This window comes from Alteripontixanthobacter maritimus, assembly GCF_003340475.1.
In the GTDB taxonomy this organism is placed as follows: Bacteria; Pseudomonadota; Alphaproteobacteria; order Sphingomonadales; family Sphingomonadaceae; genus Alteripontixanthobacter; species Alteripontixanthobacter maritimus.
In genome coordinates, this window is sequence record NZ_QBKA01000002.1 from 1,384,213 (window position 1) to 1,410,233 (window position 26,021).

Below are 26,021 nucleotides of genomic sequence, written 5' to 3' on the forward strand. Positions count from 1 at the left end.
CAAGGGGTATGCATGGCGGATAACAGATTGCCTGATACTGAAGCGTTGGGAAAACCGACGGAGGATAGTGCCACGCCGGGTGCCAGCGAGAAGTCGCGCAGTAAGCAGCGTCATGACGGCGACGGGCATCGCGCCCGCCTGCGCCGGCGGTTGCTGGATGGCGGGGCCGAGGCGCTGGCTGATTACGAAGTGTTGGAATATCTGCTGTTTGCCGCCATGCGGCAAGGAGACACCAAAGGCGTGGCCAAGGCTTTGCTCGCGCATTTCGGATCGCTGCCGGGCGTGCTGAATGCGGAACCAGGCGCGTTGCAACAGGTGACCGGGGTTGGGGAGACGAGCGCGGCAGCGCTGAAATCCGTTGCACTGGCGGCGCGGCGCATGATGCGAAGCGACGTCATGGACAAGCCCGTGCTGGGCAGTTGGCAAGCCCTGCTCGATTATCTGTCCGTGGATATGGCGCACCTGACTGCGGAACGCGTCAGGGTCCTGTATCTCGATACACGCAACCGGCTGATTTCAGACCATCTGGCGCAAGAGGGTACTATCGACGAGGCGGCTATTCACCCGCGCGAAGTGATGAAACGCGCGCTCGACGTGGGGGCCTCGGCGATGATCCTCGTCCATAATCACCCCAGCGGCAATCCCGAACCCAGCCGCGCGGATATCGCGATCACGCATCGTATTATGGAAGCCGGCAAACATCTGGGGATCGTGGTGCACGATCACGTCATTATCGGTAAACAAGGCCACGTTTCGTTGAAGGCAAAAGGCGTTATTTGACGCGGCGAAGTCGAGGCCGCCTCGTCATCGGAACATTAGTCCGCACCGACACCGTACACCGCATACTCGTCACGCAAGGCAGGGCGGACGGACAGCGCCAATGCGATGTCTTCACCGCCGCCATCTAGACCAGCCTCCTTCCGGATCACTCCGCGTAAATAGCGCGACGCCATCTGGTCGGGCTTGCGATCCAGCACCTTGTCGAGATCGGCCAGAGCGCGGTCGAATTCGCCCAGACGATAATAGGCCAGCGCTCGGCTATCCAGTGCGGCCAGGGATTCCGCGCCTTTCTCGACCGCGTCCGTGCAATAAGCGAAATTTTCGCGGGTAACGAGGTCCCACATCGCCGCGTTCCAGCAGACTTCGTTATCCAGCATATCGTTGTCGGGATTGAGCGAATGCTCGTCCATCAAGATGGCGAGACCTTCGCTGCCTTTGCCCTGCCAACCGAGGAGCTGCGCTTCGCCAAGGGAGCCGGCAAGGTCCGTTGTAGCGATCAGGCTCGCCTCGGTAACCAGTGCGCCAATCTCGTCATTACGCCCAAGATAACGAAGCGCCTGAGCCTGCGCGGAGTAAGTTCCGCCTGTCGGCGCAAGCTGTTCCACCTTGCGGTAGTCCGCCAGTGCCAATTCGTACTCGCCAAGCTGCATCCGGTGCCAGGCGCGCATCAGCAATACCTCAGTGTCTTCTTCGATGGCCAGCGCGCGGGTGAAATCCTCTACCGCACCCCTGTGGTCCGAAACCCCGCGGCGGAAGTTTGCACGGTTGATGATGTTGATGGTTTCATCTTCGTCATCGCGTTCAAGCAGCCTTGCATAAGCCGCCTCGATCTTCGCCAGCCGGCTGCGATCCTTGCCAGTGTATTCCCAAACCTGCCGGACATCGCGCGACGCCTCGACAGCGGGCAAATCGCGATCGAGCAATCTTGCTGCGCGGCGCTCTGCACCGATCCGGTCGGGAGCGATTTCGTCGGCCACGACGGACACCGTCTGATCGAGCTCCAATCGGCCACCCGAAAGCTCAGCCTGCGAAACGATCTTGTAGCCTGCCACCAGCCGATCGATCGCCTCTTTCCCGCGGAAGGTGAAACTCCCGCGATCCTGCGGCAACAGCACGGACAGTGCCAGTCTTTCGGAACCGGAACCGCGCACCCTGACAGGTATCTCACGCCATTCCTGTTTAGCACGGTCGGGCGAAAAACTGATACTGTTCGCCGGCTGGATCGAAGCCTTGTATTCCTGCTTTCCGTCGCTTTCGCGGAACAGCGTGGTCATTAAGCCCCTACCCGTCAGGACCGCCCGACCGGTGACCTCGTCGAATTCCATGTCGCTTTCGTAAATCTGCGCGGTGCCAACCGCACTCGATAGCGCGCCATCGATGGCGTCTTCCAACTTGTCGGGCGTGAGCTGTGTATCGGCACTTCGCCACCGGGCTGCCCTATCCCCGTCAAGTTCGATCCGAATATTGACCAGCGCAGGCACCATAACCCCAGCCGTCTGGTCGATAGCCACTGTTACCTTTTCGCCCGGAACCGACCATGTGTCGCGATTGATCGGCACAAGATCGCTGCCCTCTGCGCGGATTGGCAACGCCCAGACGAAATCTGGCGCGCGGTCCAGCGTTTGCACGCGCGCATTGCCGCCTGTGCCATCCAGCCAATATTCCTTGCCGCCGATCTCGGCGCGCACGATCATATGGTCGAATGCGCCCGCGAGCGGCGCCATATGCGGCACGACATCCCCGCGGGAGCTGTGCACTAGCACGACTTCGCTGTCGATGCCCAGTTCCTGCAGGATCGACAGCAACAGCAGCGACTTCGCCTTGCAGTCGCCGTAGCGCAGTTCCCAGGTTTCGGCAGGCTGCTGCGGGATGTAATTGCCGCCGTTCAGACCGTTAAGGAGATAGCTCACTTCTTCCTGCACCAGCTGCAACGCGGCGGCTGTACGGGTAAGGTCGTCGCCCGGCAGCGCGGCGATCTTCGCCACTTCTGCTGCAAGCGGGCTGCCATCCGCAATGGCGCCCTCGCTGCTGAACACCGGCGCCATCAATTGCGACAATTCGCTCCAGTTCGCCAGCGTGGTCGCCTGCAGGATCAGCGGTGCGCGGAACCGCTGCGGTGCGTCATATGGCATGTCCTCCAGCTCTTCGAGCGGCATGTCCACGCTAAGCCAGTTGTACCCATCCCGCGTTTCCGGCTTGCCAAGGTCCACCCCGCGCATTGCCTGGTAATGGACGGTTTCGCCTTCCGGCCAGGACAACGTGACCCGCCCACGCTCCAGCGGAACGGGATCGGTCATAAGCCCGGTGAGGACCTGCATATCCTCGCCCAGCGCCTGATCGCTCAACGTGGTGCTATACGCAAAGCGAAGCGTATCGCCTACTTCTACGCCCTTGATCGCAATCGTCGCGGTAAGCTGCCCGTTCAGCAGGCGGCGCTCCAGCCCGGCCTCGCGCCGAAGCACTTCGAAGGTCTGCCCATCGGCCAACACGTCCACGACCCGCCCGTCCCGGATCAGTTCCACGCGGTGGATCGTCAAATCGCCCTTGTCCGGCATCCAGCCAGCCGTAATCGTGCCCATCTGGGTCAGCGATTGCGGTGTATCCAGCCGTATCGCGACGTCCTGATACTGCGTAACAACTCCGTCTTCCATGCGGATCTGCTGGTTGGCGAGCGCGAACATCTGCCGTTCATCGGGATCGACGGCCAGTTCCATCGGCGTGACCCAGGCCGGTACATCGCCATACAGCACTTCCTCACCCGCCATGGCCGGCTGAGCGACAATAAGGGTGACTGCCGCAATGCTGGCGGCAAATGTGTGACGCATCATAGTAATTCCCCAAGGGGCTCGTGTACGAAAAACGCCGCCCCATTCTTGTCCACTGCCTGAATTAACAGCAGTTTATATACAACTCAATGCCGCCGCCGGCGCACACGACTTGAACACCTGCCGGATGCAGCCTAGCGGCCCTTCCCTGAAAGACTACACCGCAAAACGATCCGATCCGGAGTAAATCATGGTCCCCCGTTACGCCCGCCCCGAAATGACCGCCATTTGGGAGCCGGAAGCGAAATACCGCATCTGGTTCGAGATCGAGGCCCATGCCACCGAGAAGCTGGGCAGGCTGGGCGTGGTTCCGGAAAGCGCGGGCAAAGCGTTGTGGGACTGGTGGGCGACAAACCCGAAGGTGGATGTCGAGGCTATCGACGCGATCGAGGCGGTGACCAAGCACGATGTCATCGCGTTTCTTACTTGGGTGGCGGACAATGTGGGCGATGAGGCTCGCTTCATGCATCAGGGTATGACCAGCTCCGATGTGCTGGATACCACCCTTGCGGTACAACTAGCCCGCGCATCGGACCTGCTTCTGGCCGATCTCGATGAGCTGCTGGCCGCGATCAAGCGCCGGGCGATTGAGCACAAATTCACGCCCACGATCGGGCGCAGCCACGGCATTCATGCCGAACCCGTCACTTTCGGATTGAAACTGGCGCAGGCTTACGCCGAATTCGACCGCTGCCGTACCCGGCTGGTAGCAGCGCGCGCGGAAATCGCGACCTGCGCCATTTCCGGCGCGGTCGGCACTTTCGCTAATATCGATCCCTCGGTGGAGGAATATGTCGCCGACAAGCTTGGCCTGACGCCCGAGCCCGTCAGCACACAGGTAATCCCGCGTGACCGGCACGCCATGTTCTTCAGCGTGCTGGCGGTTATCGCGGGCAGTATCGAGCGGTTGGCCGTGGAAGTGCGCCATTTGCAACGGACGGAAGTGCTGGAAGCGGAGGAATACTTCGCACCCGGGCAGAAGGGTTCCAGCGCAATGCCGCACAAACGCAACCCGATCCTGACCGAGAACCTGACCGGGCAGGCCCGCATGATCCGCGCCTATGCCCTCCCCGCGCTGGAAAACGTGGCGCTGTGGCACGAGCGGGATATCTCGCATTCTTCCGTCGAACGTTTCATCGGTCCTGACGCCACAATCACGCTGGATTTCGCGCTTAAGCGGCTGACCGGCGTGATCGACAAGCTGCTGGTCTATCCCGAACGAATGCAGGCGAACATGGACCGCATGGGCGGCTTGATCCATTCGCAGCGCGTCCTGCTGGCGCTTACCCAGAACGGTGTCAGCCGCGAAGATGCATACCGGTTGGTGCAGCGCAATGCGATGAAGGTCTGGGAATCGGACGGGCGCACATCGCTGCTCGAACTGCTGAAGCAGGATGACGAGGTCACCGCTGCGCTGACCGACGAACAGTTAGAAGAACGGTTCGACCTCGATTACCACTTCAAACAGATCGACCATATCTTCGATCGTGTGTTCGGATAAAAGCGCGCTGCATAACGGCGCTGACTGGTGGATACTGGACTGTATCCCCCACCCCCTCTAGCGTTGGCACAGCACTGGAAAGAGGAAACGACAAATGCAGGTCATGCGCACGGTTGTCTGGGTCATTTTGCTGGTTGGGCTGCTGCTGTTTTCGTTCTTCAACTGGAAGCCGGTCGAAGTCACCATCTGGGACAATCTGGTACTGGAAACCAAGGTTCCGGCGCTTGTCATTGTCGCGTTCCTGCTTGGCCTCGTTCCGATGTGGCTGCTGCATCGCGGTGCCAAGTGGCGGCTCACGCGGCGCATCGCCGCGCTGGAGGAAGCCCAGCGGACGCAGGCGCGCTACGATCAGCAGAACGTGCAGGATGCTTTGGGCAAACAGGAAGCTGCCGGGCCGGATGGCAACGCCGCACGAAATCCGCTGACTTCGCAAGACCTGCCGCCGCGCTCGGAAACCATCCGCCCCGAAACCACGCTGGATGACGACCGTAATGTCTAATCCGGTTTATCTGGCGCTGGATGTTCCGCAGCTCGATGCTGCGAAGGCTTTGGTTCGCAAGGTCGCCCCGCATATAGGCGGTGTGAAACTGGGGCTGGAATTTTTCTGCGCACATGGAATGCATGGCGTGCACGAAATCGCGCATCTTGGTCTGCCGATCTTTTTAGACCTGAAATTTCACGACATTCCCAACACTGTCGCGGGCGCGATGCAGGCGATCCATGTGTTGGAACCGGCCATCGTAACCGTCCATGCGAGCGGCGGGCGCGCCATGATGGAAGACGCCAAGGCAGCCGCCGGAGAAAACACGCGCGTCGTGGCGGTCACCATGCTCACAAGCCTGGACCAACGTGACATGGAGCGTACCGGGATCACCGGCGGGGCCCATGATCAGGTCATGCGACTGGCGGAACTGGCCGAAAAGTCCGGCCTCGACGGGATCGTATGTTCGGGCAAGGAAGTGGGCGCCGTTCACAAGCAGTGGAAGCACGGCTTTTTCGTGGTCCCCGGATTACGCCCCAAAGGCGGGAATTCGGGCGATCAGAAGCGCGTCGTCACCCCGCGCGAAGCGCGCGACGATGGTGCGGGCGTGCTGGTGATCGGGCGCCCCATCAGCAAGGCCGACGACCCTGCCGAAGCCGCCCGCGCCATCGAAGCGACGCTTTGACGCGGCCAATTTCGCCACTTCATCTTCGATCCTGCTGACATGATACCGGACGTCAAAATTTGTGGGATTACCACCGCTGCTGCGCTGGACGCGGCGATCGCGGCGCAGGCGACCCATGTCGGGCTTAATTTCTATCCGCCCTCGCCGCGCTTCGTCGATATCGGCACTGCTACCGCTTTAGCCGGTCGCGCGGCGGGCCGTATTACTTTAGTCGGTGTTTTCGTGGAACCAACCGATCAAGAGCTTGCAGTGGCTATAGAGTCGAAAAAGCTCGATGCGATCCAGTTGCATGGTGAGGAAAGTCCGGGCCGAGTGGCAGAGATTCGCCGCGGCTTCGGGCTTCCGGTGTGGAAGGCGTTGCCCGTCTCCAATGCGGATGACGTCGCATCAGCCTTGCGCTACGACCAAGTTGCGGATTTCCTGCTGTTCGATGCCAAGACGCCCAAAGGTTCTGCGCTTCCGGGCGGCATGGGACTGACCTTCGACTGGTCCCTGCTCCAGAACTATCGCGGCAGTTTGCCATGGGGGTTGGCCGGCGGATTGACGCCAGCCACGGTGCATGACGCGGTGCGCGAAACGCGGACGTCACTGCTCGACACGTCGAGCGGCGTTGAAAGCGCGCCGGGCGTGAAGGATGTGGACTTGATACGCGCCTTCTGCGAGGCGGCTCGCACAGCAGGATGACACTATGAACGCCCCAAATTCCTTCCGTAACCAACCAGATGAGCGAGGCCATTTCGGCCAGTTCGGCGGGCGTTATGTCGCCGAAACGCTGATGCCGCTGGTGCTTGATCTGGAACGCGAATATCGCGCCGCGCAGGCCGATCCGGCGTTCAAGGCCGAGTTCGACGATCTACTCGAACACTATGTCGGCCGCCCTTCCCCGCTCTATCATGCGGAGCGGTTGACGGAAGCTGTCGGTGGAGCGCAAATCTGGTTCAAGCGAGACGAGCTCAATCACACCGGCGCGCACAAGATCAACAATTGCATCGGGCAAATCCTGCTCGCGATCCGGATGGGCAAGACGCGCATCATCGCGGAAACCGGTGCGGGGCAGCATGGGGTCGCCACTGCGACCGTCTGCGCACGCTTCGGCCTGCCATGCGTGATCTACATGGGTGCGACCGACGTGGCCCGGCAGCAACCCAATGTGTTCCGCATGAAGCTATTGGGTGCCGAGGTCATCCCAGTGACCAGCGGCGGTGCCACGCTGAAGGACGCGATGAACGAGGGGCTGCGCGACTGGGTCGCCAATGTGCACGACACGTTCTACATTATCGGCACGGCTGCCGGCCCGCATCCCTACCCTGAAATGGTACGCGATTTCCAAAGCGTAATCGGCACTGAAGCACGCGCGCAGATGCTCGACCGGACAGGCCGCCTGCCCGATCTGCTGGTCGCCTGCATCGGCGGCGGGTCGAACGCGCTGGGGCTGTTCCACCCCTTCCTCGACGATGCGGACGTAAAAATGCTCGGCGTGGAAGCGGCCGGACATGGCCTCAACGGCGACGAACATGCCGCCAGCCTGACCGGCGGAGCACCCGGCGTACTGCACGGCAACCGCACCTATCTGCTGCAGGACGAGGACGGCCAGATCACCGATGGCCACTCGATCAGCGCAGGTCTCGACTACCCTGGCATCGGTCCCGAACACGCTTGGCTGAAAGATTCCGGCCGCGTGGACTACACCAGCGTCACCGACGACGAAGCGCTGGACGGTTTTAAACTGCTATGCCGAACCGAGGGCATTATCCCCGCGCTTGAGCCGGCTCACGCAATCGCGGCCGTCTCGAAGATCGCGGGCGATATGCCGGATGATGCCATCATCCTGGCGAACCTGTGCGGACGCGGCGACAAGGACATCTTTACCGTGGCCGAGGCGCTAGGGGTGGAGATATGAAAAAGTCTGGCTGGCTCTGGATAAAAGGCGTTTTCATCATCTTAGGGGTGATGCACTTTTTATTACTTGTCCTTGACGAGCGAACTGACCGGTCGTTCTACCCGATATTGGGTGCAGGTTTGGGCAGCTTGATGGCTGTCCTCTTGCACAATATGAGAAACAGTAAAGTCTCATCGAATGAGTAACCGCCTCTCCTCGTCATTCGCCACCCCCGCTCTTGTCACTTTTGTCACCGCTGGTGACGGAGACACAGCCGCCAATCTCGATGCTCTGGTTACAGGCGGTGCGGACGTAATCGAACTCGGAATGCCGTTCACCGATCCGATGGCGGACGGCCCCGCTATCCAGCAGGCCAACATCCGCTCGCTCGGCAAGGGCACGACCACGGCCGACATTTTCGCTACGGCAGCTGCTTTCCGCCAACGTCACTCGGACATCCCGCTAGTGCTGATGGGCTACGCCAATCCGATGGTGCGACGCGGACCGGAATGGTTTGCGGAGGAATGCGCCAAAGCGGGCGTGGACGGCGTAATCTGCGTGGATATTCCGCCTGAGGAGGACGATGCCCTCGGCCCTGCCCTCCGCGCGAAGGGTATCGCGCCCATTCGCCTCGCCACACCGACAACCGATGCAAAGCGTCTGCCGCAGGTGTTGGAGGGGTCCGATGGCTTCGTCTATTACGTTTCCGTTGCGGGCATCACGGGTAAGCAGCAGGCGGGCACCGCCAGCATTGCTGACGCCGTGGCGCGTCTCAAGGCCTCCACCGACCTGCCGGTCGCGGTCGGTTTCGGCGTGCGCACACCGGAACAGGCTGCTGCGATCGCGGAAGTTGCCGATGGTGTTGTCGTCGGGTCCGCTCTCGTCGAACTGGTGGGCGAGCATGGCGATAGCGCACCTGAACACTTACGCAAATTGACTGCGGCTCTTGCCGAAGCGGTGCATTCTGCGCGAAAGGACACCACATGAGCTGGCTCGATCGCGTTCGCAATTCCCTCCCCTTCGTCGCCAAGCGGGAGACGCCTGACAACCTATGGGTCAAATGCCCCGGTTGCAGCGAAATGCTGTTCGCCAAGGAGTATGACGCGAACCTGCGCGTCTGCCCGCGCTGCGATCACCATGGCCGCATCGGCGCGGATTTGCGCCTGTCGCAACTTCTCGACACCGGGTACGAAATGCTTGAACAGCCCGAGGTCAAGGAAGACCCGCTCAAGTTCAAGGATACCAAGAAATACACCGAACGCCTGAAACAGGCCCGCGCCAAGAACCCACACCGCGACGCTTTCAGTGTGGGCAGCGGCGCGATTGAGGGGCGTCGGGCAGTCGTCGGGGTGCAGGACTTTGGCTTCATGGGCGGGTCCATGGGGATGGCTGTCGGCAACGCGTTCTGCGCAGGCGCCCAGCGAGCTCTAGACCGGGGATGCGCCTATATCGTGGTGACGGCGGCGGGCGGCGCCCGGATGCAGGAAGGTATACTCAGCCTGATGCAAATGCCCAAGGCGACCGTGATGACCCGGCGCCTGAAACAGGCGGGCCTGCCCTACATCGTAGTGCTGACCGACCCGACGACCGGCGGCGTCACCGCCAGCTACGCCATGCTTGGCGATATTCAAATTGCCGAACCCGGAGCGCTGATCGGTTTTGCCGGACAGCGGGTGATTCAGGATACCATCCGCGAACAATTGCCCGACGGGTTTCAGCGCGCCGAATATCTGTACAAGCACGGCATGGTCGATATGGTCGTTCACCGCACCGATCTGCGCGAACGGCTGGCGCTCGTGCTTGATTATCTGACGCCGAAGGCGGCTGCTTGACCGCGACGGATTAAGCAGGACCGGATCGATGGATTTCGCCGTTCATGCAGACCCACGAGTGCAGCGCCAGCTCGACCGGCTGGCAAACCTCTCGCTGCCGCAAGGCCGCCTTAGCCTCGATACGATTCGCGCTCTGCTGGAACGTCTGGACGATCCGCATCTGCGGCTGCCGCCTGTGTTCCATGTCGCCGGTACCAACGGCAAGGGCTCCGTTTGCGCCTTTCTGCGCGCAATGCTGGAAGCCGATGGCAAACGTGTGCACGTCACGACCAGCCCGCACCTTGTTCGCTACAACGAGCGTATTCGGTTGAGCGGCGAGTTGATTGCCGACGGCACGCTCGCCGCGCTTTTGGCCGAGGTCCTGGATGTGGGCGAAGACCTTGCGCCAAGTTTTTTCGAAGTCACTATTGCTGCTGCCTTTACCGCGTTTGCACGCGAACCGGCGGATGTCTGTGTGGTCGAAGTGGGCCTTGGCGGACGGTTCGATGCCACCAATGTCCTGCCTCATCCCGCGGCCTGCGGCGTAGCAGCGCTGGGTATTGATCACGAACAGTTCCTGCTGGCACCGGAGGATGGCGCGCCGACCGATGCGCTGTCTCGAATAGCGTTCGAGAAGGCGGGGATAACGAAACGCGGCTGTCCGCTGGTCACGCTGTCGTACCCTGAAGGTCCTACATTGGAGATCGAGCGCGCTGCGATGGCGGCCGGAGCGCCGCTCGCGATGCGCGGGCGAGAATGGCATACCAGTGCCGATACGCTGTTGTATTATGCGGACAGGCATGGCGAGCTTGTGCTGCCCCGGCCAGCCATGCCCGGCGCGCATCAGGCGGAGAACGCAGCGCTGGCAGTCGCCATGTTACGGCATCAGGATTTCGTGAGCGTATCGGCGGCTGCGCTTGCCGCAGGGATCCGTTCAGCAAACTGGCCCGCGCGGTTGCAGCGCCTCTCTCGATCTTCGCTGACAGGCGACCGGGAAGTATGGCTGGATGGCGGGCACAATCGATCCGCTGGTATTGCGCTTGCTCAGCACTTTGCAGGTCGCCGTGTGCATCTTGTTATCGGAATGTTGTCCAGCAAGGACCCAGCGGCATTGATCGAACCCATGCAAAATAGCTTGCTCAGCATTACTGCCGTGCCGGTGCCGCATCATGACTACCATGCCCACGCGGCGTTCGGTCGAACCGCGGCCAGCGCGAATGACGTTGCGGACGCCATCGCGAAGTTACCCGCCGATGGTGTGCCGGTGCTAGTCGCAGGATCGCTTTACCTCGCGGGAGAGGTTCTGCGGTTGACCGGCGAGTTGCCGAACTGAACTGCGCGACTTACGCGAGCGCAGGCTCCGGCGGCGGCGCGTTCTGGCTTCGTCCGTTACGCGCAATCCTGATCCATTCGATGATGCACAGCACCACGGCGAACATTCCGATGGCCGTGGTCAGCAGGAACACATCGAAATAGCCGCGCTCCTCGATCATCTGGCCCAGCGCACCGCGGCCCAGTGTACCCACCAGCAACGTCAGCGAGGACAACAGCGCATATTGCACAGCGCTATACCCGCGCGAGACGATGCTGGAGAGATACGCCACGAACGCGGCCCCGGCGATACCGACGGCGATGTTTTCGCCAGCAATCGCCATCATCAGCTTCGCCAGCCTGCCGTCGCCACCCATCTGTGCGACCAGCCAAGAGAAACCACTCACATCACTGACAGTCTGCACGACCGCCCCGCCCCGCGCCAGATCGGCGTAAAGGAGGTTGGTGATGGCCGCTAGAAATGCGCCCAGCGTCAGTGTCAGCATCCGGCCGATGGAGGTGAGAAGATAGCCGCCCAGTGCCAGCCCGATCAGCAGCGCCCCGACACCGAAGAATTTCGACGCCACTGCGACCTCGTCCTTTGTATATTGCAGCTCGCCCAGGTAGAACGGATAGGCAAAGCTGCCCCAAATCGCATCCGTGATGCGGTAGGTCAGCACCAGCGCCAGAACGATAATCAATGCCCAGCCCATGCGGCCGACAAAGTCCGTCAGCGGCAGGACCAGAGCCCGATAGAGATGATCGACCAGCCGGTCGGCCCCCGATTGCGCCGGAGCCTCCTCCGCCAGAAGATACTCTCCGCGACGTTCGGTGCGTACCAGCCAGGCCGCAACCAGTGCAGGGATGACAACTGTCGCCACTACGATAAGCGGCCCCATGGTCGAAATGAATGCGACGGAATCGGGCCGCGCCTCGGGTGTGCTGGCGAGCGATTGCACCATAAATACGCCGACCGTAGCCAGCGCCCACGCCCATAACGCGCCCACCACGATGAGCGCCCACATGCGGATGCGCGGCGCGATCTGGCCCGGCTGACGCAGGAAACCAAGCTCGTCCGACGTATCGACTGCACCTTTGCGAGCGTTCGCGTCTGGTGCCCACAGGCCGGACAGACCGACCAGCAGCATGATCGCACCCATCGTCAGGTACACGGTAGGCCAATCGGTCCGTTCTGCCAGGAACAAAGCCAGCGCGCCGCCAACCAGCGCCGCGATCCGGTAACCCATCTGATAGACCGTAGACAGGATGTCGATCGTGGCGACTTCATCCGCCACATCCACGCGCCAGGCATCGATCACCACGTCCTGAGTTGCACTGGCGAACGCGCCGATACCTGCCAGCAGGCTGAACCAGCCGAGTTGGCCGACCGGATCGAGCATGGACAGAATGACCAGAATGGCACCCAGCAAGACTTGCGCTGTTACGATCCACTGCTTGCGTTTGCCCAGCTTGCGCAGGACGGGAATATTTAAGCGATCGAGTGCGGGCGACCACAGGAACTTGAATGCATATGCCAGCCCGATGAGCGAGAACACGCCCATGGTCTCCAGATCGACTTCCGCATCCGACAGCCACGCATACAACGTGCCCAGCAACAATGCGTAGGGAAGCCCGGCCGCAAATCCGAACAACAGCATGTACGCAGTCTTCGCTTGCCCCAAAGCAGTAAGCACCTTGCGCCAGCCCGGTTTCGTATTCGCGGTATCGGCTGCGGCCATAAGTTCGGCATCCTTTGTCGGAAAAATCGTTGCGCGCGACCCTAGCGGAGCGCTCGATTAAGAAAAGGCGAATGTATGCCGGATCAGGTGAACCTCACACATCGGTTACTAAAATCACCATGAATGGGGCTTCAAACGCAATTCGGCCCGCCAATCCAAGCGGATCGACGGGCCGAGTTGCTTATTCGTAAGCAGATTTAGTCGAACTGGCGTTCCAACTGATCCGCAAGGCGTTCGCCCTGGCATACCTGCTGATGAGCCTGCTGTACGAGCTGACGCGTTTCAGGTTGCAAATCGTCATCCTTCAATGCGGCCTCGAACTTTTCTTCGAGATAGCTTTCGCCTTCCTGTACGCGCTCGACTGCGCTCTCGTTCTTGTCACCGAATGCAGTCGTGATATCGGTCCAAACGCGGTGCGCTCCACCGGAAAAAGTCCCATCGTCACGCGGCGTACCGCCCAACCGGCTGATTTCCTGGTTCATCTGACCGACCAGCTTACGCCGTTCTTGACCCTGCTGCTGCAGTGTCTGCTTGAGCCCTGCATGAGTTGCGTTCTGAGACGCCTTTTCATAACCGATGCAGCTGTCGATGGTTGTGTCAGTAAGCGTTTCGAGTGTCGAAAGTCCGTTAGTCATATCAATTCCCCATTATTGTGCGCCCGCCATGGAGCGTATGGAAGATCAATGACCTACGGCCCGCTTTTGTTCCGATAGTGCGGCAGCCAGCAGCCTGAAAGCGCCGAAGCGATTGGCGCGTTACGAAAAGGCGGCTATCGGCGCGCAAAGGACAATGCCGACCATGACCGAAGAAACCCACCGTATTGCCAAACTACTGGCCCGCGCCGGCATTGCCAGCCGCCGCGAGGTCGAACGAATGATTGGCGACGGGCGCGTGGCGATCGACGGGAAGGTGCTGGAAACGCCCGCTACCATCATCGCGGATTTGAAAGGTGTCACGGTCGACGGGAAACCTGTCGGCAAACCCGAACCGCCGCGCCTGTTCCGCTTTCATAAACCGCCAGGCCTGTTGACGGCGGAACGGGACTTCTCTGGCCGCCCCACCATTTATTCGGCCCTGCGTAATGCGCTGCCGCAGGGGACGCCGCGCCTGATGCCCATCGGCAGGCTCGATCTTGCTACCGAGGGTCTGTTGCTGATGACCAATGACGGCGCTTTAAAACGCGCGATGGAATTGCCCAGCACCGGCATTCCGCGCACCTATCGCGCCCGCGCCTATGGCGATATCTCGCAGTCGCGGTTGGAGGATCTGATCGAAGGTATCACGATTGATGGCGTGCAATATGGCCGGATCGACGCCAATCTGGAACGTAAGACCGGACGCAACCAGTGGATCGAACTGTCGCTGACGGAAGGCAAGAACCGCGAAGTGCGCCGCGTACTGGAACATCTTGGGCTTGAAGTGTCACGCCTGATGCGGACCGCCTATGGACCTTTCGAACTCACAGATCTCGCGCGCGGTCAGGCGGCTGAAGTGAAGCAGAAAGAAGTCGAGTATTTTCGCAAACAATTGATGCGGGTGGGCTGATGCGAATAATTTCGGGCGAATGGCGCGGCCGCAAACTGGCAGCGCCGAAGGGCGAGACGACGCGGCCCACAGCGGATCGCACGCGCGAGACGCTATTCAATATGCTCGCCAGCCGTCTTGGCAGTTTTGAAGATTTGTCGGTTGCCGACCTGTTTTCGGGATCGGGCGCGCTGGGGCTGGAAGCTTTGTCGCGAGGAGCCGCATCTTGCCTGTTCGTCGAGCAGGACCGGGATGCGCTCGATGCTATCCGCAAAAATGTGGGTACGTTGGATGCCCGCACGCGAGCAATTGTTCGGGGCGGCTCGGTGCTTGATCTCGGACCGGCCAAAACCCCGCATGACCTGATTTTGCTGGATGCGCCTTACGGCACCACGGCAACCACCGTGGCGCTTCAACGGCTGCTGCGGCTGGGGTGGATTGGCGAGGCCACGTGGGTCGCCTGCGAAACCGGACCCGGCGATACCATCGATGTGAAAGGACTATCGGCGCAAGCGGAACGCAAGGTTGGTAAGGCGCGGCTTACCTTGATGCGGCTGACTGACGCCGACTGAAATCACTCGGGCTCCGGGTATCGTTGGTGCTCCGGCAGTTTTTGCACATCGTTCATCCATGCAATCCGGTCAGCGACCTGGATATGCGCCTCGGGCAGAATGTTCTCTGGCTCGTCCAGAGTGGCGCTTTGTACGTCCACCAGTCCCAGCAACATTTCGGCATTGGAATAGAATAGCCCCGTTCCGCACTGCACGCAGAAATGGCGCCTGCCGCTTTCGGACGACGCATAGATCGAAGGTTCGCCCTCGATCGTCAGCGCCTTGTCGTCCACCATCAACCAGCCGACCACCGGCGCGCCTGATGCCCGCCTGCAGTCGCTGCAATGACACAGCATGTGGTTGATCGGGTCGCCCGCGATTTCGTAACGGATCGCGCCGCAATGGCAGCTACCTTCCAACATCGGCATATCTCCTTTTACCGCGCATAGTGCGGCGTAAGCGCTGCCCTACGCCGCGTAGCATCGGAGCGAAAGGTCCGTTGCGCCCTTGCCCGCATCCGCGCCGTTCCCTACCTGTTCACGGATGCCTGAAAACCTATCCATGCCGCCGAACGCTCCTGCCCAGCAGGATGTGCCGCCTTATGCGGCGATGCTGAACGCGCCGCAGCGGGAGGCGGTGCTGACCACGGATGGCCCGGTGCTGATGCTGGCGGGAGCGGGTACCGGCAAGACTGCGGCGTTGACAGCACGGCTTGCGCATCTGGTCGCCATGCGCCTCGCTTGGCCAAGCGAAATCCTGTGTGTCACATTTACCAACAAGGCCGCCCGTGAAATGCGCGAGCGGGTCGGGCGGCATATCGGCGATGCGGTGGAAGGTATGCCGTGGCTTGGTACGTTCCATTCGATCGGCGCCAAGATGTTGCGCCGCCATGCAGAGCTGGTGGGTCTGCAGTCGAATTATACCATCATCGACACGGACGATCAGTTGCGTCTGCTCAAACAGATGATCCGCGACAAGGACATCGACGAAAAGCGCTGGCCACCGCGCCAGCTGGCTGGCTTGATCGACCGCTGGAAGAACCGCGGCCTAAATCCGCCCGATCTGGGTGAGGTGGAAAACGAAAGTTACGCCAACGGTCTGGGGCAGGAGATGTACACTGCCTATCAGGACCGGCTGAAGGCCTTGAACGCCTGCGATTTTGGCGACTTACTGCTGCACATGCTGAACATTCTGCGCCGCGAACCCGAGGTGCTGAAGCAATATCAGAAACGCTTCAAATATATCCTGGTGGACGAGTATCAAGATACCAACCAGGTGCAGTATTTGTGGCTGAGGCTGCTGGCGCAGGAGCGCAAGAATATCTGCGTGGTGGGTGATGACGACCAGTCCATCTACAGCTGGCGCGGCGCTGAAGTGGCTAATATCCTTAAGTTCGAGAAGGATTTCCCCGGCGCCAAGGTGGTCAAGCTGGAACAGAATTACCGTTCTACCAAACCAATCCTGGCCGCCGCATCCGGCCTGATCGATGCCAACAGCCAGCGACTAGGCAAGGAACTGTGGACCGAACAGGAGGGCGGCGACAAGCTACGTGTGATCGGCGTTTGGGACGCGCCTGAAGAAGCCCGCAGGGTTGGCGAGGAAATCGAGCGTCTGGAACGCGAAGGCGCTTCGTTGGACGAAATCGCAATTCTCGTACGCGCGCAGTACCAAACGCGGGAGTTTGAGGACCGCTTCATCCAGATCGGTCTGAACTACCGGATCATCGGTGGCTTCCGCTTTTACGAACGTGCCGAGATCCGCGATGCGCTGGCCTATCTGCGGGTCATCGCCCAGCCGCAGGACGATCTTGCGTTCGAACGGATTTACAATCAGCCCAAGCGCGGTCTGGGTGCAAAGACATTGGAGAAGATGCACCAGCACGCCCGCGCCACCGGGTTGCCGCTCGCGGCGGCTTCGTTGCAACTGGCTGACAGCGACGAACTGCCCAAACGTGCGGCCAACACCATCGGCGGGCTGATGCGGCAATTCCTGCACTGGCGCGAATTGTCCGAGCAGATGTCGCCTGCCGAACTCCTCCGGACCGTGATGGACGAGAACGGCTATAACGAGATGCTGGAGAAGGAGAAATCCGCCGACAGCGCCGGACGGCAGGAGAACATTTCCGAACTGGCCCGCGCGATGGAGGAATATCCCACGCTGGGCGATTTCCTCGAACATGTTTCGCTGGTGATGGAAAACGACCGCGCCAATGAAGGTGAAAAGGTCACCATCATGACCATGCACGCGGCCAAGGGGCTAGAGTTTGACAACGTATTCCTGCCCGGATGGGAGGAAGGCGTCTTTCCCAGCCAGCGCGCAATCGACGAAGGCGGGCTCGCCAGTCTGGAAGAAGAACGCAGGCTGGCCTACGTCGCGATCACCCGGGCCAAGCGCAAATGCACGATCCTGCATGCGGCAAACCGGCGGATTTACGGGCAGTGGACCAGCTCCATTCCCAGCCGCTTCGTCGACGACCTGCCGGATGAGCATTACGATGCCGAAACGACCATGAGCGGCGGTGCATCCCTATGGCGTGCCAACTGGTCGGAAAGCGACGATCCGTTCGCCCATGTCAGCGCCGCCCGCCCTGACAAATCAAGCGCACGCGGTCCGGGGTGGCAGCGCGCCCTTGCTACTGGCTATGAAACAAAGCAACCGCGCATCGCAGAAAGCCGCCGCAGCGCCGCCAGCTTCGCAGCCAAACCGCGCAGCGATGTCGCCGTCGGCGCAAAGGTGTTTCACGACAAGTTCGGCTACGGGTTTGTAATGGATCAGGACGGCAACAAGCTGGAAATCGAATTCGAGAACAGCGGTTTGAAGCGCGTCGTGGACAGCTTCGTAACACTGGCTGAAGATTAAAGCGTTTTAGGGCCCCCGGTCGGCGCTTCAGGACCGCCGAACCGTATGGTGTCAGGTTGCCTTGAAGCCGAGGAAGTCCGGTACCGGGCCGTTCCAGTCGCCAGCTTCGCCTTTGTCGGCGGGAGGCACTGTACCACCACCCTTGCGCGGCTTTGGCGTTTCATTCCGCTCTGTCCGAGGTTTCCGCTTGGGCTGATCGTCGCGCTTAGGCTGGTCGTCACGCGCCGGCTGCTGCGTAGAGCTGTCTTCTGCAGGGCGATCCGCTGAGCGGGCGTTGTTTCGGCGAGCACGGCGAGGTTTCTCAGCCCTGTCAGTGTCATCGCCAGCTTTGCTGTCGTGTGGCTTGCGATCGGCCTTGGGCTTCTCACCCTTGCCGGAGCCCTTTGGACCGTCGGCCAGTTCAACACGGATATCGTCTTTGCCAAACGTGGGAATTGCGCCCTCGGTCAGCTTTTCGATGTTCTCGATGGCTTCAGCGTCGGCGTCGGTAACTAGTGTGAACGCGCGGCCCGTGGCCCCTGCCCGGCCAGTACGGCCGACCCGGTGAACATAGTCGTCCGGATGCCAGGGCGCGTCATAATTGAACACGTGGCTCACACCCTTGATGTCCAGCCCGCGCGCGGCCACGTCGCTCGCGACAAGAATGTTGATCTCGCCGGACTTGAACCGGGCAAGCTCCTGCTGCCGGGTCGCCTGATCGATGTCGCCATGGATTTCGCCGCTCTTGAAACCGTCGCGCTGCAAGCTTTTGTTGAGGTCGCGCACGGTTGTCTTGCGGTTGGAAAACACAATCGCGGTTTCGACATGGTCGTTGCGCAGCAGCCAGCGCAGAGTGTCCGCCTTCTGCCGCGGCTTCGTAAGTACCTTGAACGCGGTAATGTTCTTGTTCGTGCTGGCCGCGCGGCTGACTTCGATCTGTTTCGGGTTGGTCAGAAACTTGTCAGCCAGCTTCTTGATCGGTGGCGGCATGGTGGCGGAAAACAGCATTGTCTGCCGCGCTTCGGGCAGCTTGTCACAGATAAATTCGATGTCCGGGATGAAGCCCATGTCGAGCATCCGGTCGGCTTCATCGATGACCAGCAATTCGCACCCATTGAGCATGATCTTGCCGCGTTCGAACAAGTCCATCAGGCGGCCCGGCGTGGCAATTAGCACATCGACACCTTCGTCCAGCGCCTTCACCTGGTCGCCCATCTGCACGCCGCCGATCAGCAGCGCCATCTTCAGATCGTGGTTGCTGCCGTACTTTTCGAAATTCTCGGCCACCTGAGCAGCCAGTTCGCGGGTCGGTTCCAGGATCAGCGAACGCGGCATCCGTGCCCGGCGGCGGCCGCTGGCCAGCACGTCGATCATGGGAAGTACGAAGCTGGCAGTCTTGCCGGTGCCCGTCTGTGCAATCCCGATGAGATCCTTCATCATCAGCACGGCGGGAATGGCTTCGGCCTGGATCGGCGTAGGCTCGGTATAGCCAGCGGTTTCAACCGCTTGCAGCAATTTGTCGGATAGGCCGAGGTCGGCAAAGTTCATATGTCGGTAGTGTCCGGATTGGGGGGCGGAGCATGACGGTATGGAACCATCTGCCGTCCGCCCGGATTCAGGACACGGATTCGCCGCGCCCTATCAGCCCGGCGCGCCTGCGCGCAAACGTACGCGAAGTCAAGGAATCACTGACGGACAGCCACCAGCCGGACCATTTCCGCCACATCGCATTTGGCCCCGGAACGCGATTGCAACATGTCACGACCGGCGCAAACCAGCCCATCGGAATTGCGCTCGACATAAAAGCCGGAATAGAAATCCCTGGCCCGGCAAGCTTTGTCCAGATGCACCCCGACCAGCCCCCTATTGCGCAGGAACAGCACCAGCTTGTTGTCATTCCCGGGTTGGACACCGGCAATCGAGGTTACCGGCAAGCATTTGCCCATCTTCTGTTGCCGTAAGCGCGTTTGATTGACGGGTTGGGCCGATTGCGCATCCAAATCGCGTCGACCGGTTGAACGGCGTGGCGAGATGCGCACGATCACACGGCGCTGGATACGTATCTGGTACGTCTTCGGCTCTTGCTCCAACGGCACGAGCGACATCATGCCCTTGGGTTTGCCCTGCGCGCGGATCGCTTCTTCCTTCGGGGCAAACTGTCGCTCCCGCCCGCCATCGGGGGCCGAAACGCCAACCGGCGCCATCAGGGCCACCAGCGGTGCCAGCAAAAGGGATGAGAATGCTATCATGAAAGGGTCTGAAAGCCTTTGCCTCGCGTGGGCGCCATTGCCGTGTCCCGCCGCTATAGGCCCGGGCATTGAATGCGGGCTTAACTGACAGTCGGGCCATTGCAAGGCTGGCGTGAAGACTGCACATCATGGCAAAGGTAGCTGCATGACGAACTCCGACGAATTCCTGCTCGCGGCCAGCGAAATACTGGGACCAAAGGGTCTGACACGCGACACGGCGGCGATGGCTCCATGGCTGACGGATTGGCGCGGGCGTTTCACCGGACGCGCGCTGGCTCTGGCCTCACCAGCGGATACCGGGGAAGTGTCGCAACTGGTGCAGCTTTGCGCGCAGCATTGTGTCCCGATCGTCCCACAGGGCGGCAATAGCGGGATGTCAGGCGGTGCCACTCCCGATGAGAATGGCAATGCGGTGTTGCTGTCCCTTCGCCGAATGAACGCCATTCGCGAATTGGATACGGGCGACATGACCGCGACCTGCGAGGCTGGTGTGATCCTGCAAACCTTGCAGGAGGCAGCGGCAGACGAGCGGTTGCGCTTTCCCCTGACACTGGGCGGCAAGGGATCGGCCACGATCGGCGGACTGATATCGACCAATGCCGGGGGTACGCAGGTGCTGCGCCACGGATCGATGCGCGCGCAGGTGCTTGGGCTGGAAGCGGTAATGCCCGACGGCGCCGTGTTCGACGCTTTGACGCCGCTGAAAAAAGACAATCGCGGCTTCGATCTGAAACAGCTGTTGATCGGATCGGAAGGCACGCTTGGCATCGTGACCGCCGCAACCTTGCGTCTGCTACCGGAAATTGGTGAGCGCACCGTATGCTGGGCGGGATGCGAAACCATTGCGCAGGCTCGCGATTTGCTCGTTCATTGCGAGCGGGAACTGGGCGATCTGATGGAAGGCTTCGAAGTCATGCCAGCTCACAGCCTCGCCGCGGTGCTCGATCATTTGCCGGACGCGCGCAACCCGCTTGGCACCAAGCATCCGTGGAACGCGCTCATCGAATGGGTAGTGCCCCGGTCCGCAGAAACCGGCCTTGCCGCGAAGGTGGAGGCTGTGCTGGAAAGCGCCTTAGACGCAGGGCTGCTGACCGACGCGGCGATCGCCGCAAATGAGACGCAGGCCGACAGCTTCTGGCTGCTGCGCGATACGATCGCCCCTGCGGAGCGAGCGATCGGCCCGGCGATGCAGCACGATATTTCCGTCCCCCCAGCACAGATGGCACGGTTCATCGAGGATGCGGTCCCCCAGGTGGAAGCGCGTTTCCCCGGTACGACGGCAGTGGCATTCGGTCATCTGGGTGATGGCAATGTCCACTTCCACGTACTGGCCCCGAAAGGCGCGGCGGCAGGGTTGTGGGAACGGACGGAAGGCAAGACAATCAGCATGTTCGTCCACGACCTTGTTACCAGATGGCATGGTTCGATCAGCGCCGAACATGGCATCGGCCAGATGAAGCGTGATGAATTGGCGCGTCTGGGCGATCCGGTGGCGCTTGCCCTGATGCGGCGCGTGAAGAACGCGCTCGATCCGCAAGGGTTGTTCAATCCCGGCAAGCTCGTGCCGGTTGCACCGGGCGCAGGCAGCGACTAAAGCGCGCCCTTCCCCGGCATCCCGCATCTGCTTCACTGCCACCCATTCACCTCCTGTATGACGGAGACGACCATGGCCAGCGCGCCGCAAACGCAACCGCAACTTCCTTTGTTCTACAACGATCTCGTTCCGCTCAACAGCAAGGAACATCGCGGCTTCCATAGCCGAACGGTCGATTCCGCCCCGTGGCTGGCAAAACAGCACGCCATCCCATTGACGGCCGATGAATTCATTCAGGCGCAGCGTCATTTCCCAATCGTATTTTCTTCGGGCGACAATCCCCTGCCATTGGCTCTGATGGGTCTGAACGAAGGCGTGAACACCTTCCTCGACGATAACGGGAAGATTACCGAACCCGTCTATATGCCCGCTTACATTCGCCGCTACCCGTGGCTGCTGGCGAAGCTTACGAACGACACCGATGAACTTTCGCTTTGCTATGATCCGACCTGCGAAGCGATCGGTGACTTCAAGGAAGGCGAGCCGCTTTTCGATGACAAGGGCGAAGCGTCCGAGGCGACCAAGGGCGTGCTCGACTTCTGCGAGAAGTTCGAACAGTCCGGCGCGCGAACCAAGCAATTCATGGAAGAACTGACATCGCGCGAATTGCTGATGGAAGGCGAAGTTTCAATCCAGGCGGGCGGCGATGACGCCAAGCCGTTCCTCTATCGCGGTTTCCAGATGGTCAATCAGGAAAAACTGAACGAACTGGATGACGAGACCATCCTTACCTTCCACAAGAACGGCATTCTGGCGCTTTGCCAAGCGCACCTCATGTCGCTCGACGTGATGCGGAGCATTTTCCAGCGGCAGCTCGATCAGGGCAAAGGCCCAAAAGCTGACGCCAAGACCTGATTGTACTGGGATACCAGTCACATAAAATTGGAAATGTCGGCCCGGCCGCGGACTTGAACCGCGCCGGGCCGATACTTATATTCATGGTGTCCGGGTGGTACCGCCCTCATGGTCCATCCGGCATGGTGCGCCCTTCCCCCCTTTAGGCGCACCACCTCCCTGAACCTTGGCCGCCCTGCGCATTCGCGTAGGGCGGTTTTTTCTTTATAGTTCCGCATTTTATGATGCAACTCTCGAACAATTATTCGGCGGCAAGCGGATAGGGGCGACCAGACATAGCAGCCATCTCGCTGGCCAATTCCCGCACCAGCCCCGCTATGATCCTGGCGACAGAAGACAGGCGTGGTCCGGGTTCGCTCAAACGACTGTCCAGGTAAGCGCTCCTGCAGACTTCCAGCTGGATCGCGTGGATATTCCGGCGCGGTGCGGCATGGCGATCCAGTACATATCCGCCAGCATAGGGTCTGTTGTGTGCTGCCAGACGCTCCTGCCGCGCCAGATATTGCATCGCCTTGGCGACCAGTGCCCCGTCAGCCGATGCTCCGAACCGGTCGCCAACCACCCATTCCGCAGCGCTTTGCCCAATATGCGCTGATTTCAGCGGCGGCATGGAATGACAATCGATGAGCAGCGCCCCTCCCCAATGATCGCGGATACGTTCGAGCGCGCCGGACAAGGCCCGGTGATACGGGCGGTGCGTTTCCGAAACGCGTGCCTCGACTTCTGAAGCGCTCAGCGGTTTGCGCCATATTTCACCGTGCCCGGCCATACGGCGTGGGATCAACCCCAACCCGCTGCGCGCGCGACGGTTCAGGCCTTCCAACCGGCTTGCGTTGTCGCTCTTCTCCGGCCTGCCACCGCTTACCATGCCCCAATCCATATCCTCGACCGCACGGTTCAGATCGATGATTGCTCTGGGTGTATGCGCGATCAGCAACGGCGCCCCGGTAGCTTTGGCGACCTCGTGTGCAACCAGGTCCATGTACCTATCTTCCAGCCTTAGCTTCGCATCGTCAGGCCGGCGCATATTTGCGGTAATCTGGTCCGGATAAGTGCGGCCGGCATGGGGTACCGCCAGCAACACCGGTACAGCGGGAATTGCAGCCATTTCAAGCATGAATGGCTCGGCTGCCAGTCCGGTTCGCACAGAATGCGCAGGAGACTGCGACTCGTCGTCCAATTTGCCATCATCATTCAACACCCTCCGGTGCTGCCCATACCGGCATGTGATGTCAAAGCGTAGCGACGGGTTCATTGTCAGCGACTTGTTAAATGGTTGGGGGTATAGGCGCGGACATGACCGAACCTGCCCCCTTACGCATACTCCTTGCCGAAGACGATGAATCCATGCGCATCTATCTTGCGCGTGCCTTGGAACAGGCGGGCTATGCCGTGCAATCGGTCGATCGCGGGACAGCGGCGATACCGTTGCTGGAAAGCGAAAGTTTCGACCTGCTATTGTCGGACATCGTCATGCCGGAAATGGATGGCATCGAACTGGCGCAGAAATGTAACGAGCTGAGCCCGCGCACCAAAGTCATGTTCATTACGGGTTTCGCCGCCGTCAGTCTGAAAGCGGGGCAGGAACAGCCCAACGCCAAGGTGCTGTCGAAGCCGTTTCACCTGCGCGATCTGGTGGCAGAGGTCGACCAGTTGTTTTCCGAACAGCGGCAGGCCACCCTCTGATCCGGTATCACATTATTGCTGACTTTCCTTACGTGCCTGCCCGGCCTCTGACGGCAGGGCTTGCGCAGGTTAGAGCATCCCGCTAGGTGGCGCGCCTGCCGCGTTTACACCGCAGGCAGAACCGAACCGCCGGCATCAACCGGACCGGTAAGGGTACAAGCGAAAGCGTGGGCGTATAGCTCAGTGGTAGAGCACTGTGTTGACATCGCAGGGGCCGGGAGTTCAACTCTCTCTACGCCCACCATTCGCATCCGACATCCAGAACTGCGATACGTTGGACCTGTATGTTGCTGGGTCGGACGCACACTGCCTGTCCGGCCTGTCTTGCACGTACGCACGCCTCTGCTAAAGCCCGCGCAACCGTTTCAAACTTCAGCAACAGGCAGGCATAATGGCGAAAATTCAGGTCAAGAATCCGATTGTCGAAATCGACGGCGACGAGATGACGAGGATCATCTGGCAATGGATTCGCGAACGGTTGATCCTGCCTTATCTCGATGTCGATCTGCACTATTACGATCTGTCGATCGAAAAGCGTGACGAGACTGAAGACCAGATCACTATCGATGCGGCCAACGCTATCAAGCAGCACGGTGTCGGCGTAAAATGCGCAACCATCACTCCGGACGAAGCGCGGGTGGAAGAATTTGGCCTCAAGAAGATGTGGGTCAGCCCCAATGGCACCATCCGCAACATCTTGGGCGGCGTGGTCTTCCGCGAGCCTATCGTAATCGATAACGTCCCGCGTCTGGTGCCGGGCTGGACGCATCCGATCGTTGTGGGCCGCCATGCATTCGGTGACCAATACCGCGCGAAGGACACGCTCATCCCCGGCGCGGGCAAGCTGCGCCTTGTATTCGAAGGCGCCGATGGCGAGAACATCGATCTCGACGTGTTCGAATTTCAGTCCAGCGGCGTCGCGATGGCGATGTACAATCTGGATGACAGCATCCGCGACTTTGCCCGGGCCAGCATGAATTACGGTCTCGATCGTGGGTGGCCGGTGTATCTCTCCACCAAGAACACCATTCTCAAGAAATATGACGGCCGGTTCAAGGATCTGTTCGAAGAAATCTTCGAAAGCGAATTCAAGGATAAGTTTGCCAAGGCTAACATTACCTACGAACACCGCCTGATCGACGACATGGTCGCCTCCGCTCTTAAATGGAACGGCAAGTTTGTCTGGGCCTGCAAGAATTATGACGGCGATGTGCAGTCCGATACCGTTGCGCAGGGCTTCGGCTCGCTTGGACTGATGACGTCGGTCCTGATGACGCCAGAGGGCGACTGTGTGGAAGCAGAAGCGGCGCACGGCACCGTCACTCGCCATTACCGTCAGCATCAGGAAGGCAAGGCCACCAGCACCAACCCGATCGCTTCCATCTTCGCATGGACCCGCGGTCTGATTTATCGCGGCAAGTTCGACGAAACTCCCGAAGTCGTGGAGTTTGCGCAGACACTGGAACGCGTCTGCATCGAAACCGTGGAAAATGGCCAGATGACCAAGGATCTGGCGCTGTTGATCGGTCCGCAACAAAATTGGCTCACGACCGAGCAGTTCTTCGAAGCCATCGTGCAGAACTTGGAAAAGGCCATGACCGCCTGAAGCCGGTTCTGAACGAGATATAATTGGGAGAAGGGGGAGTTCAGCTCCCCCTTTTTCATTTCTGCCACGAAAATGTCACAGCCGGAACAAGGGGGTACTGGCAAAC

At 60.5% G+C, this 26,021-nt stretch carries 23 protein-coding genes and 1 tRNA gene; 17 read left to right on the forward strand and 7 right to left on the reverse strand.

All coding sequences use genetic code 11. The features are described from left to right. The first annotated feature begins 12 nt into the window (after positions 1 to 12). Positions 13 to 780, forward strand: coding sequence for a RadC family protein (gene radC / locus HME9302_RS06855; protein WP_115367550.1), 768 nt, complete (start codon positions 13 to 15; stop codon positions 778 to 780). A 35-nt stretch (positions 781 to 815) separates the two neighbouring features. On the opposite strand, the gene HME9302_RS06860 is transcribed toward radC, so the two are convergent. Further along, the gene (locus tag HME9302_RS06860; protein ID WP_115366402.1) at positions 816 to 3,608 is read right to left on the reverse strand and encodes a DUF3857 domain-containing protein; all 2,793 of its coding nucleotides are present in this window, start codon (positions 3,606 to 3,608) and stop codon (positions 816 to 818) included. Between the two features lie 187 nt (positions 3,609 to 3,795). Between HME9302_RS06860 and purB the strand changes: the two genes are divergently transcribed. The 8 genes from purB (at position 3,796) to HME9302_RS06905 (ending at position 11,295) form a co-directional block, all read left to right on the forward strand. Beyond that, positions 3,796 to 5,106, forward strand: coding sequence for an adenylosuccinate lyase (purB, locus tag HME9302_RS06865; RefSeq protein ID WP_115366403.1), 1,311 nt, complete (start codon positions 3,796 to 3,798; stop codon positions 5,104 to 5,106). Between the two features lie 94 nt (positions 5,107 to 5,200). Beyond that, positions 5,201 to 5,605: a DUF1049 domain-containing protein gene (locus tag HME9302_RS06870; RefSeq protein ID WP_115366404.1), complete on the forward strand. Its 405-nt coding sequence runs from the start codon at positions 5,201 to 5,203 to the stop codon at positions 5,603 to 5,605. Beyond that, on the forward strand, positions 5,598 to 6,272 hold the full coding sequence (gene pyrF, locus HME9302_RS06875) for an orotidine-5'-phosphate decarboxylase (RefSeq protein ID WP_115366405.1): 675 nt from the start codon (positions 5,598 to 5,600) through the stop codon (positions 6,270 to 6,272). Before HME9302_RS06870 ends, pyrF begins: the two co-directional genes overlap by 8 nt. A gap of 39 nt (positions 6,273 to 6,311) precedes the next feature. After that, positions 6,312 to 6,956 carry a phosphoribosylanthranilate isomerase gene (locus HME9302_RS06880; RefSeq protein WP_115366406.1) on the forward strand — a complete coding sequence of 215 codons (645 nt, stop codon included), beginning with the start codon at positions 6,312 to 6,314 and terminating at the stop codon, positions 6,954 to 6,956. A gap of 4 nt (positions 6,957 to 6,960) precedes the next feature. Then, positions 6,961 to 8,172, forward strand: a complete 1,212-nt coding sequence (trpB, locus tag HME9302_RS06885; RefSeq protein WP_115366407.1) for a tryptophan synthase subunit beta — start codon at positions 6,961 to 6,963, stop codon at positions 8,170 to 8,172. A 177-nt stretch (positions 8,173 to 8,349) separates the two neighbouring features. Then, positions 8,350 to 9,138, forward strand: a complete 789-nt coding sequence (trpA, locus tag HME9302_RS06895) for a tryptophan synthase subunit alpha (RefSeq protein ID WP_115366409.1) — start codon at positions 8,350 to 8,352, stop codon at positions 9,136 to 9,138. Next, positions 9,135 to 9,983, forward strand: a complete 849-nt coding sequence (gene accD, locus HME9302_RS06900) for an acetyl-CoA carboxylase, carboxyltransferase subunit beta (protein ID WP_115366410.1) — start codon at positions 9,135 to 9,137, stop codon at positions 9,981 to 9,983. Before trpA ends, accD begins: the two co-directional genes overlap by 4 nt. A gap of 28 nt (positions 9,984 to 10,011) precedes the next feature. Then, positions 10,012 to 11,295 carry a bifunctional folylpolyglutamate synthase/dihydrofolate synthase gene (locus tag HME9302_RS06905; protein WP_115366411.1) on the forward strand — a complete coding sequence of 428 codons (1,284 nt, stop codon included), beginning with the start codon at positions 10,012 to 10,014 and terminating at the stop codon, positions 11,293 to 11,295. 10 nt (positions 11,296 to 11,305) lie between these two features. Here the strand turns inward: HME9302_RS06905 and HME9302_RS06910 are convergent, their stop codons facing one another. Both HME9302_RS06910 and HME9302_RS06915 read right to left on the reverse strand, forming a co-directional pair. Continuing rightward, positions 11,306 to 13,012: an AmpG family muropeptide MFS transporter gene (locus HME9302_RS06910; RefSeq protein ID WP_115366412.1), complete on the reverse strand. Its 1,707-nt coding sequence runs from the start codon at positions 13,010 to 13,012 to the stop codon at positions 11,306 to 11,308. Positions 13,013 to 13,209: 197 nt separating this feature from the next. Continuing rightward, on the reverse strand, positions 13,210 to 13,647 hold the full coding sequence (locus HME9302_RS06915) for a ferritin-like domain-containing protein (protein ID WP_115366413.1): 438 nt from the start codon (positions 13,645 to 13,647) through the stop codon (positions 13,210 to 13,212). 163 nt (positions 13,648 to 13,810) lie between these two features. On the opposite strand from HME9302_RS06915, the gene HME9302_RS06920 reads away from it, so the two are divergent. Both HME9302_RS06920 and rsmD read left to right on the forward strand, forming a co-directional pair. Continuing rightward, a complete protein-coding gene (locus tag HME9302_RS06920; RefSeq protein WP_115367551.1) occupies positions 13,811 to 14,557 on the forward strand; it encodes a pseudouridine synthase in 747 nt (248 codons plus the stop codon). Next, positions 14,557 to 15,108 (forward strand): 16S rRNA (guanine(966)-N(2))-methyltransferase RsmD, encoded by a 552-nt coding sequence (gene rsmD, locus HME9302_RS06925; protein ID WP_115366414.1) that lies wholly within the window; start codon positions 14,557 to 14,559, stop codon positions 15,106 to 15,108. The genes HME9302_RS06920 and rsmD overlap by 1 nt, the downstream gene beginning before the upstream one ends. Before the next feature lie 2 nt (positions 15,109 to 15,110). On the opposite strand, the gene HME9302_RS06930 is transcribed toward rsmD, so the two are convergent. Next, positions 15,111 to 15,515 carry a GFA family protein gene (locus tag HME9302_RS06930; protein ID WP_326833156.1) on the reverse strand — a complete coding sequence of 135 codons (405 nt, stop codon included), beginning with the start codon at positions 15,513 to 15,515 and terminating at the stop codon, positions 15,111 to 15,113. A gap of 133 nt (positions 15,516 to 15,648) precedes the next feature. On the opposite strand from HME9302_RS06930, the gene HME9302_RS06935 reads away from it, so the two are divergent. After that, positions 15,649 to 17,946: an ATP-dependent helicase gene (locus HME9302_RS06935; RefSeq protein ID WP_115367553.1), complete on the forward strand. Its 2,298-nt coding sequence runs from the start codon at positions 15,649 to 15,651 to the stop codon at positions 17,944 to 17,946. 51 nt (positions 17,947 to 17,997) lie between these two features. On the opposite strand, the gene HME9302_RS06940 is transcribed toward HME9302_RS06935, so the two are convergent. Together HME9302_RS06940 and HME9302_RS06945 are read right to left on the reverse strand one after the other, a co-directional pair. Then, entirely contained in the window at positions 17,998 to 19,473 is a 1,476-nt protein-coding gene (locus HME9302_RS06940; protein ID WP_115366415.1) for a DEAD/DEAH box helicase, read from the reverse strand. Between the two features lie 137 nt (positions 19,474 to 19,610). Further along, the gene (locus tag HME9302_RS06945) at positions 19,611 to 20,174 is read right to left on the reverse strand and encodes a hypothetical protein (protein WP_147270782.1); all 564 of its coding nucleotides are present in this window, start codon (positions 20,172 to 20,174) and stop codon (positions 19,611 to 19,613) included. Between the two features lie 145 nt (positions 20,175 to 20,319). Between HME9302_RS06945 and HME9302_RS06950 the strand changes: the two genes are divergently transcribed. Together HME9302_RS06950 and HME9302_RS06955 are read left to right on the forward strand one after the other, a co-directional pair. Next, positions 20,320 to 21,768 (forward strand): FAD-binding oxidoreductase, encoded by a 1,449-nt coding sequence (locus HME9302_RS06950; protein WP_115366417.1) that lies wholly within the window; start codon positions 20,320 to 20,322, stop codon positions 21,766 to 21,768. A 72-nt stretch (positions 21,769 to 21,840) separates the two neighbouring features. After that, positions 21,841 to 22,623, forward strand: coding sequence for a SapC family protein (locus HME9302_RS06955; protein WP_115367554.1), 783 nt, complete (start codon positions 21,841 to 21,843; stop codon positions 22,621 to 22,623). Between the two features lie 241 nt (positions 22,624 to 22,864). Here HME9302_RS06955 and HME9302_RS06960 read toward each other — a convergent pair whose 3' ends face one another. Then, on the reverse strand, positions 22,865 to 23,803 hold the full coding sequence (locus HME9302_RS06960; RefSeq protein WP_230079906.1) for an N-formylglutamate amidohydrolase: 939 nt from the start codon (positions 23,801 to 23,803) through the stop codon (positions 22,865 to 22,867). Positions 23,804 to 23,919: 116 nt separating this feature from the next. Here HME9302_RS06960 and cpdR point away from each other — a divergent pair, with 116 nt between their 5' ends. From cpdR to HME9302_RS06975, 3 genes are all read left to right on the forward strand, one after another. After that, the gene (cpdR, locus tag HME9302_RS06965; protein WP_115366418.1) at positions 23,920 to 24,309 is read left to right on the forward strand and encodes a cell cycle two-component system response regulator CpdR; all 390 of its coding nucleotides are present in this window, start codon (positions 23,920 to 23,922) and stop codon (positions 24,307 to 24,309) included. Positions 24,310 to 24,478: 169 nt separating this feature from the next. After that, positions 24,479 to 24,553 (forward strand) — tRNA-Val (locus HME9302_RS06970). A gap of 147 nt (positions 24,554 to 24,700) precedes the next feature. Further along, a complete protein-coding gene (locus tag HME9302_RS06975; RefSeq protein WP_115366419.1) occupies positions 24,701 to 25,915 on the forward strand; it encodes an NADP-dependent isocitrate dehydrogenase in 1,215 nt (404 codons plus the stop codon). Positions 25,916 to 26,021 lie beyond the last annotated feature (106 nt).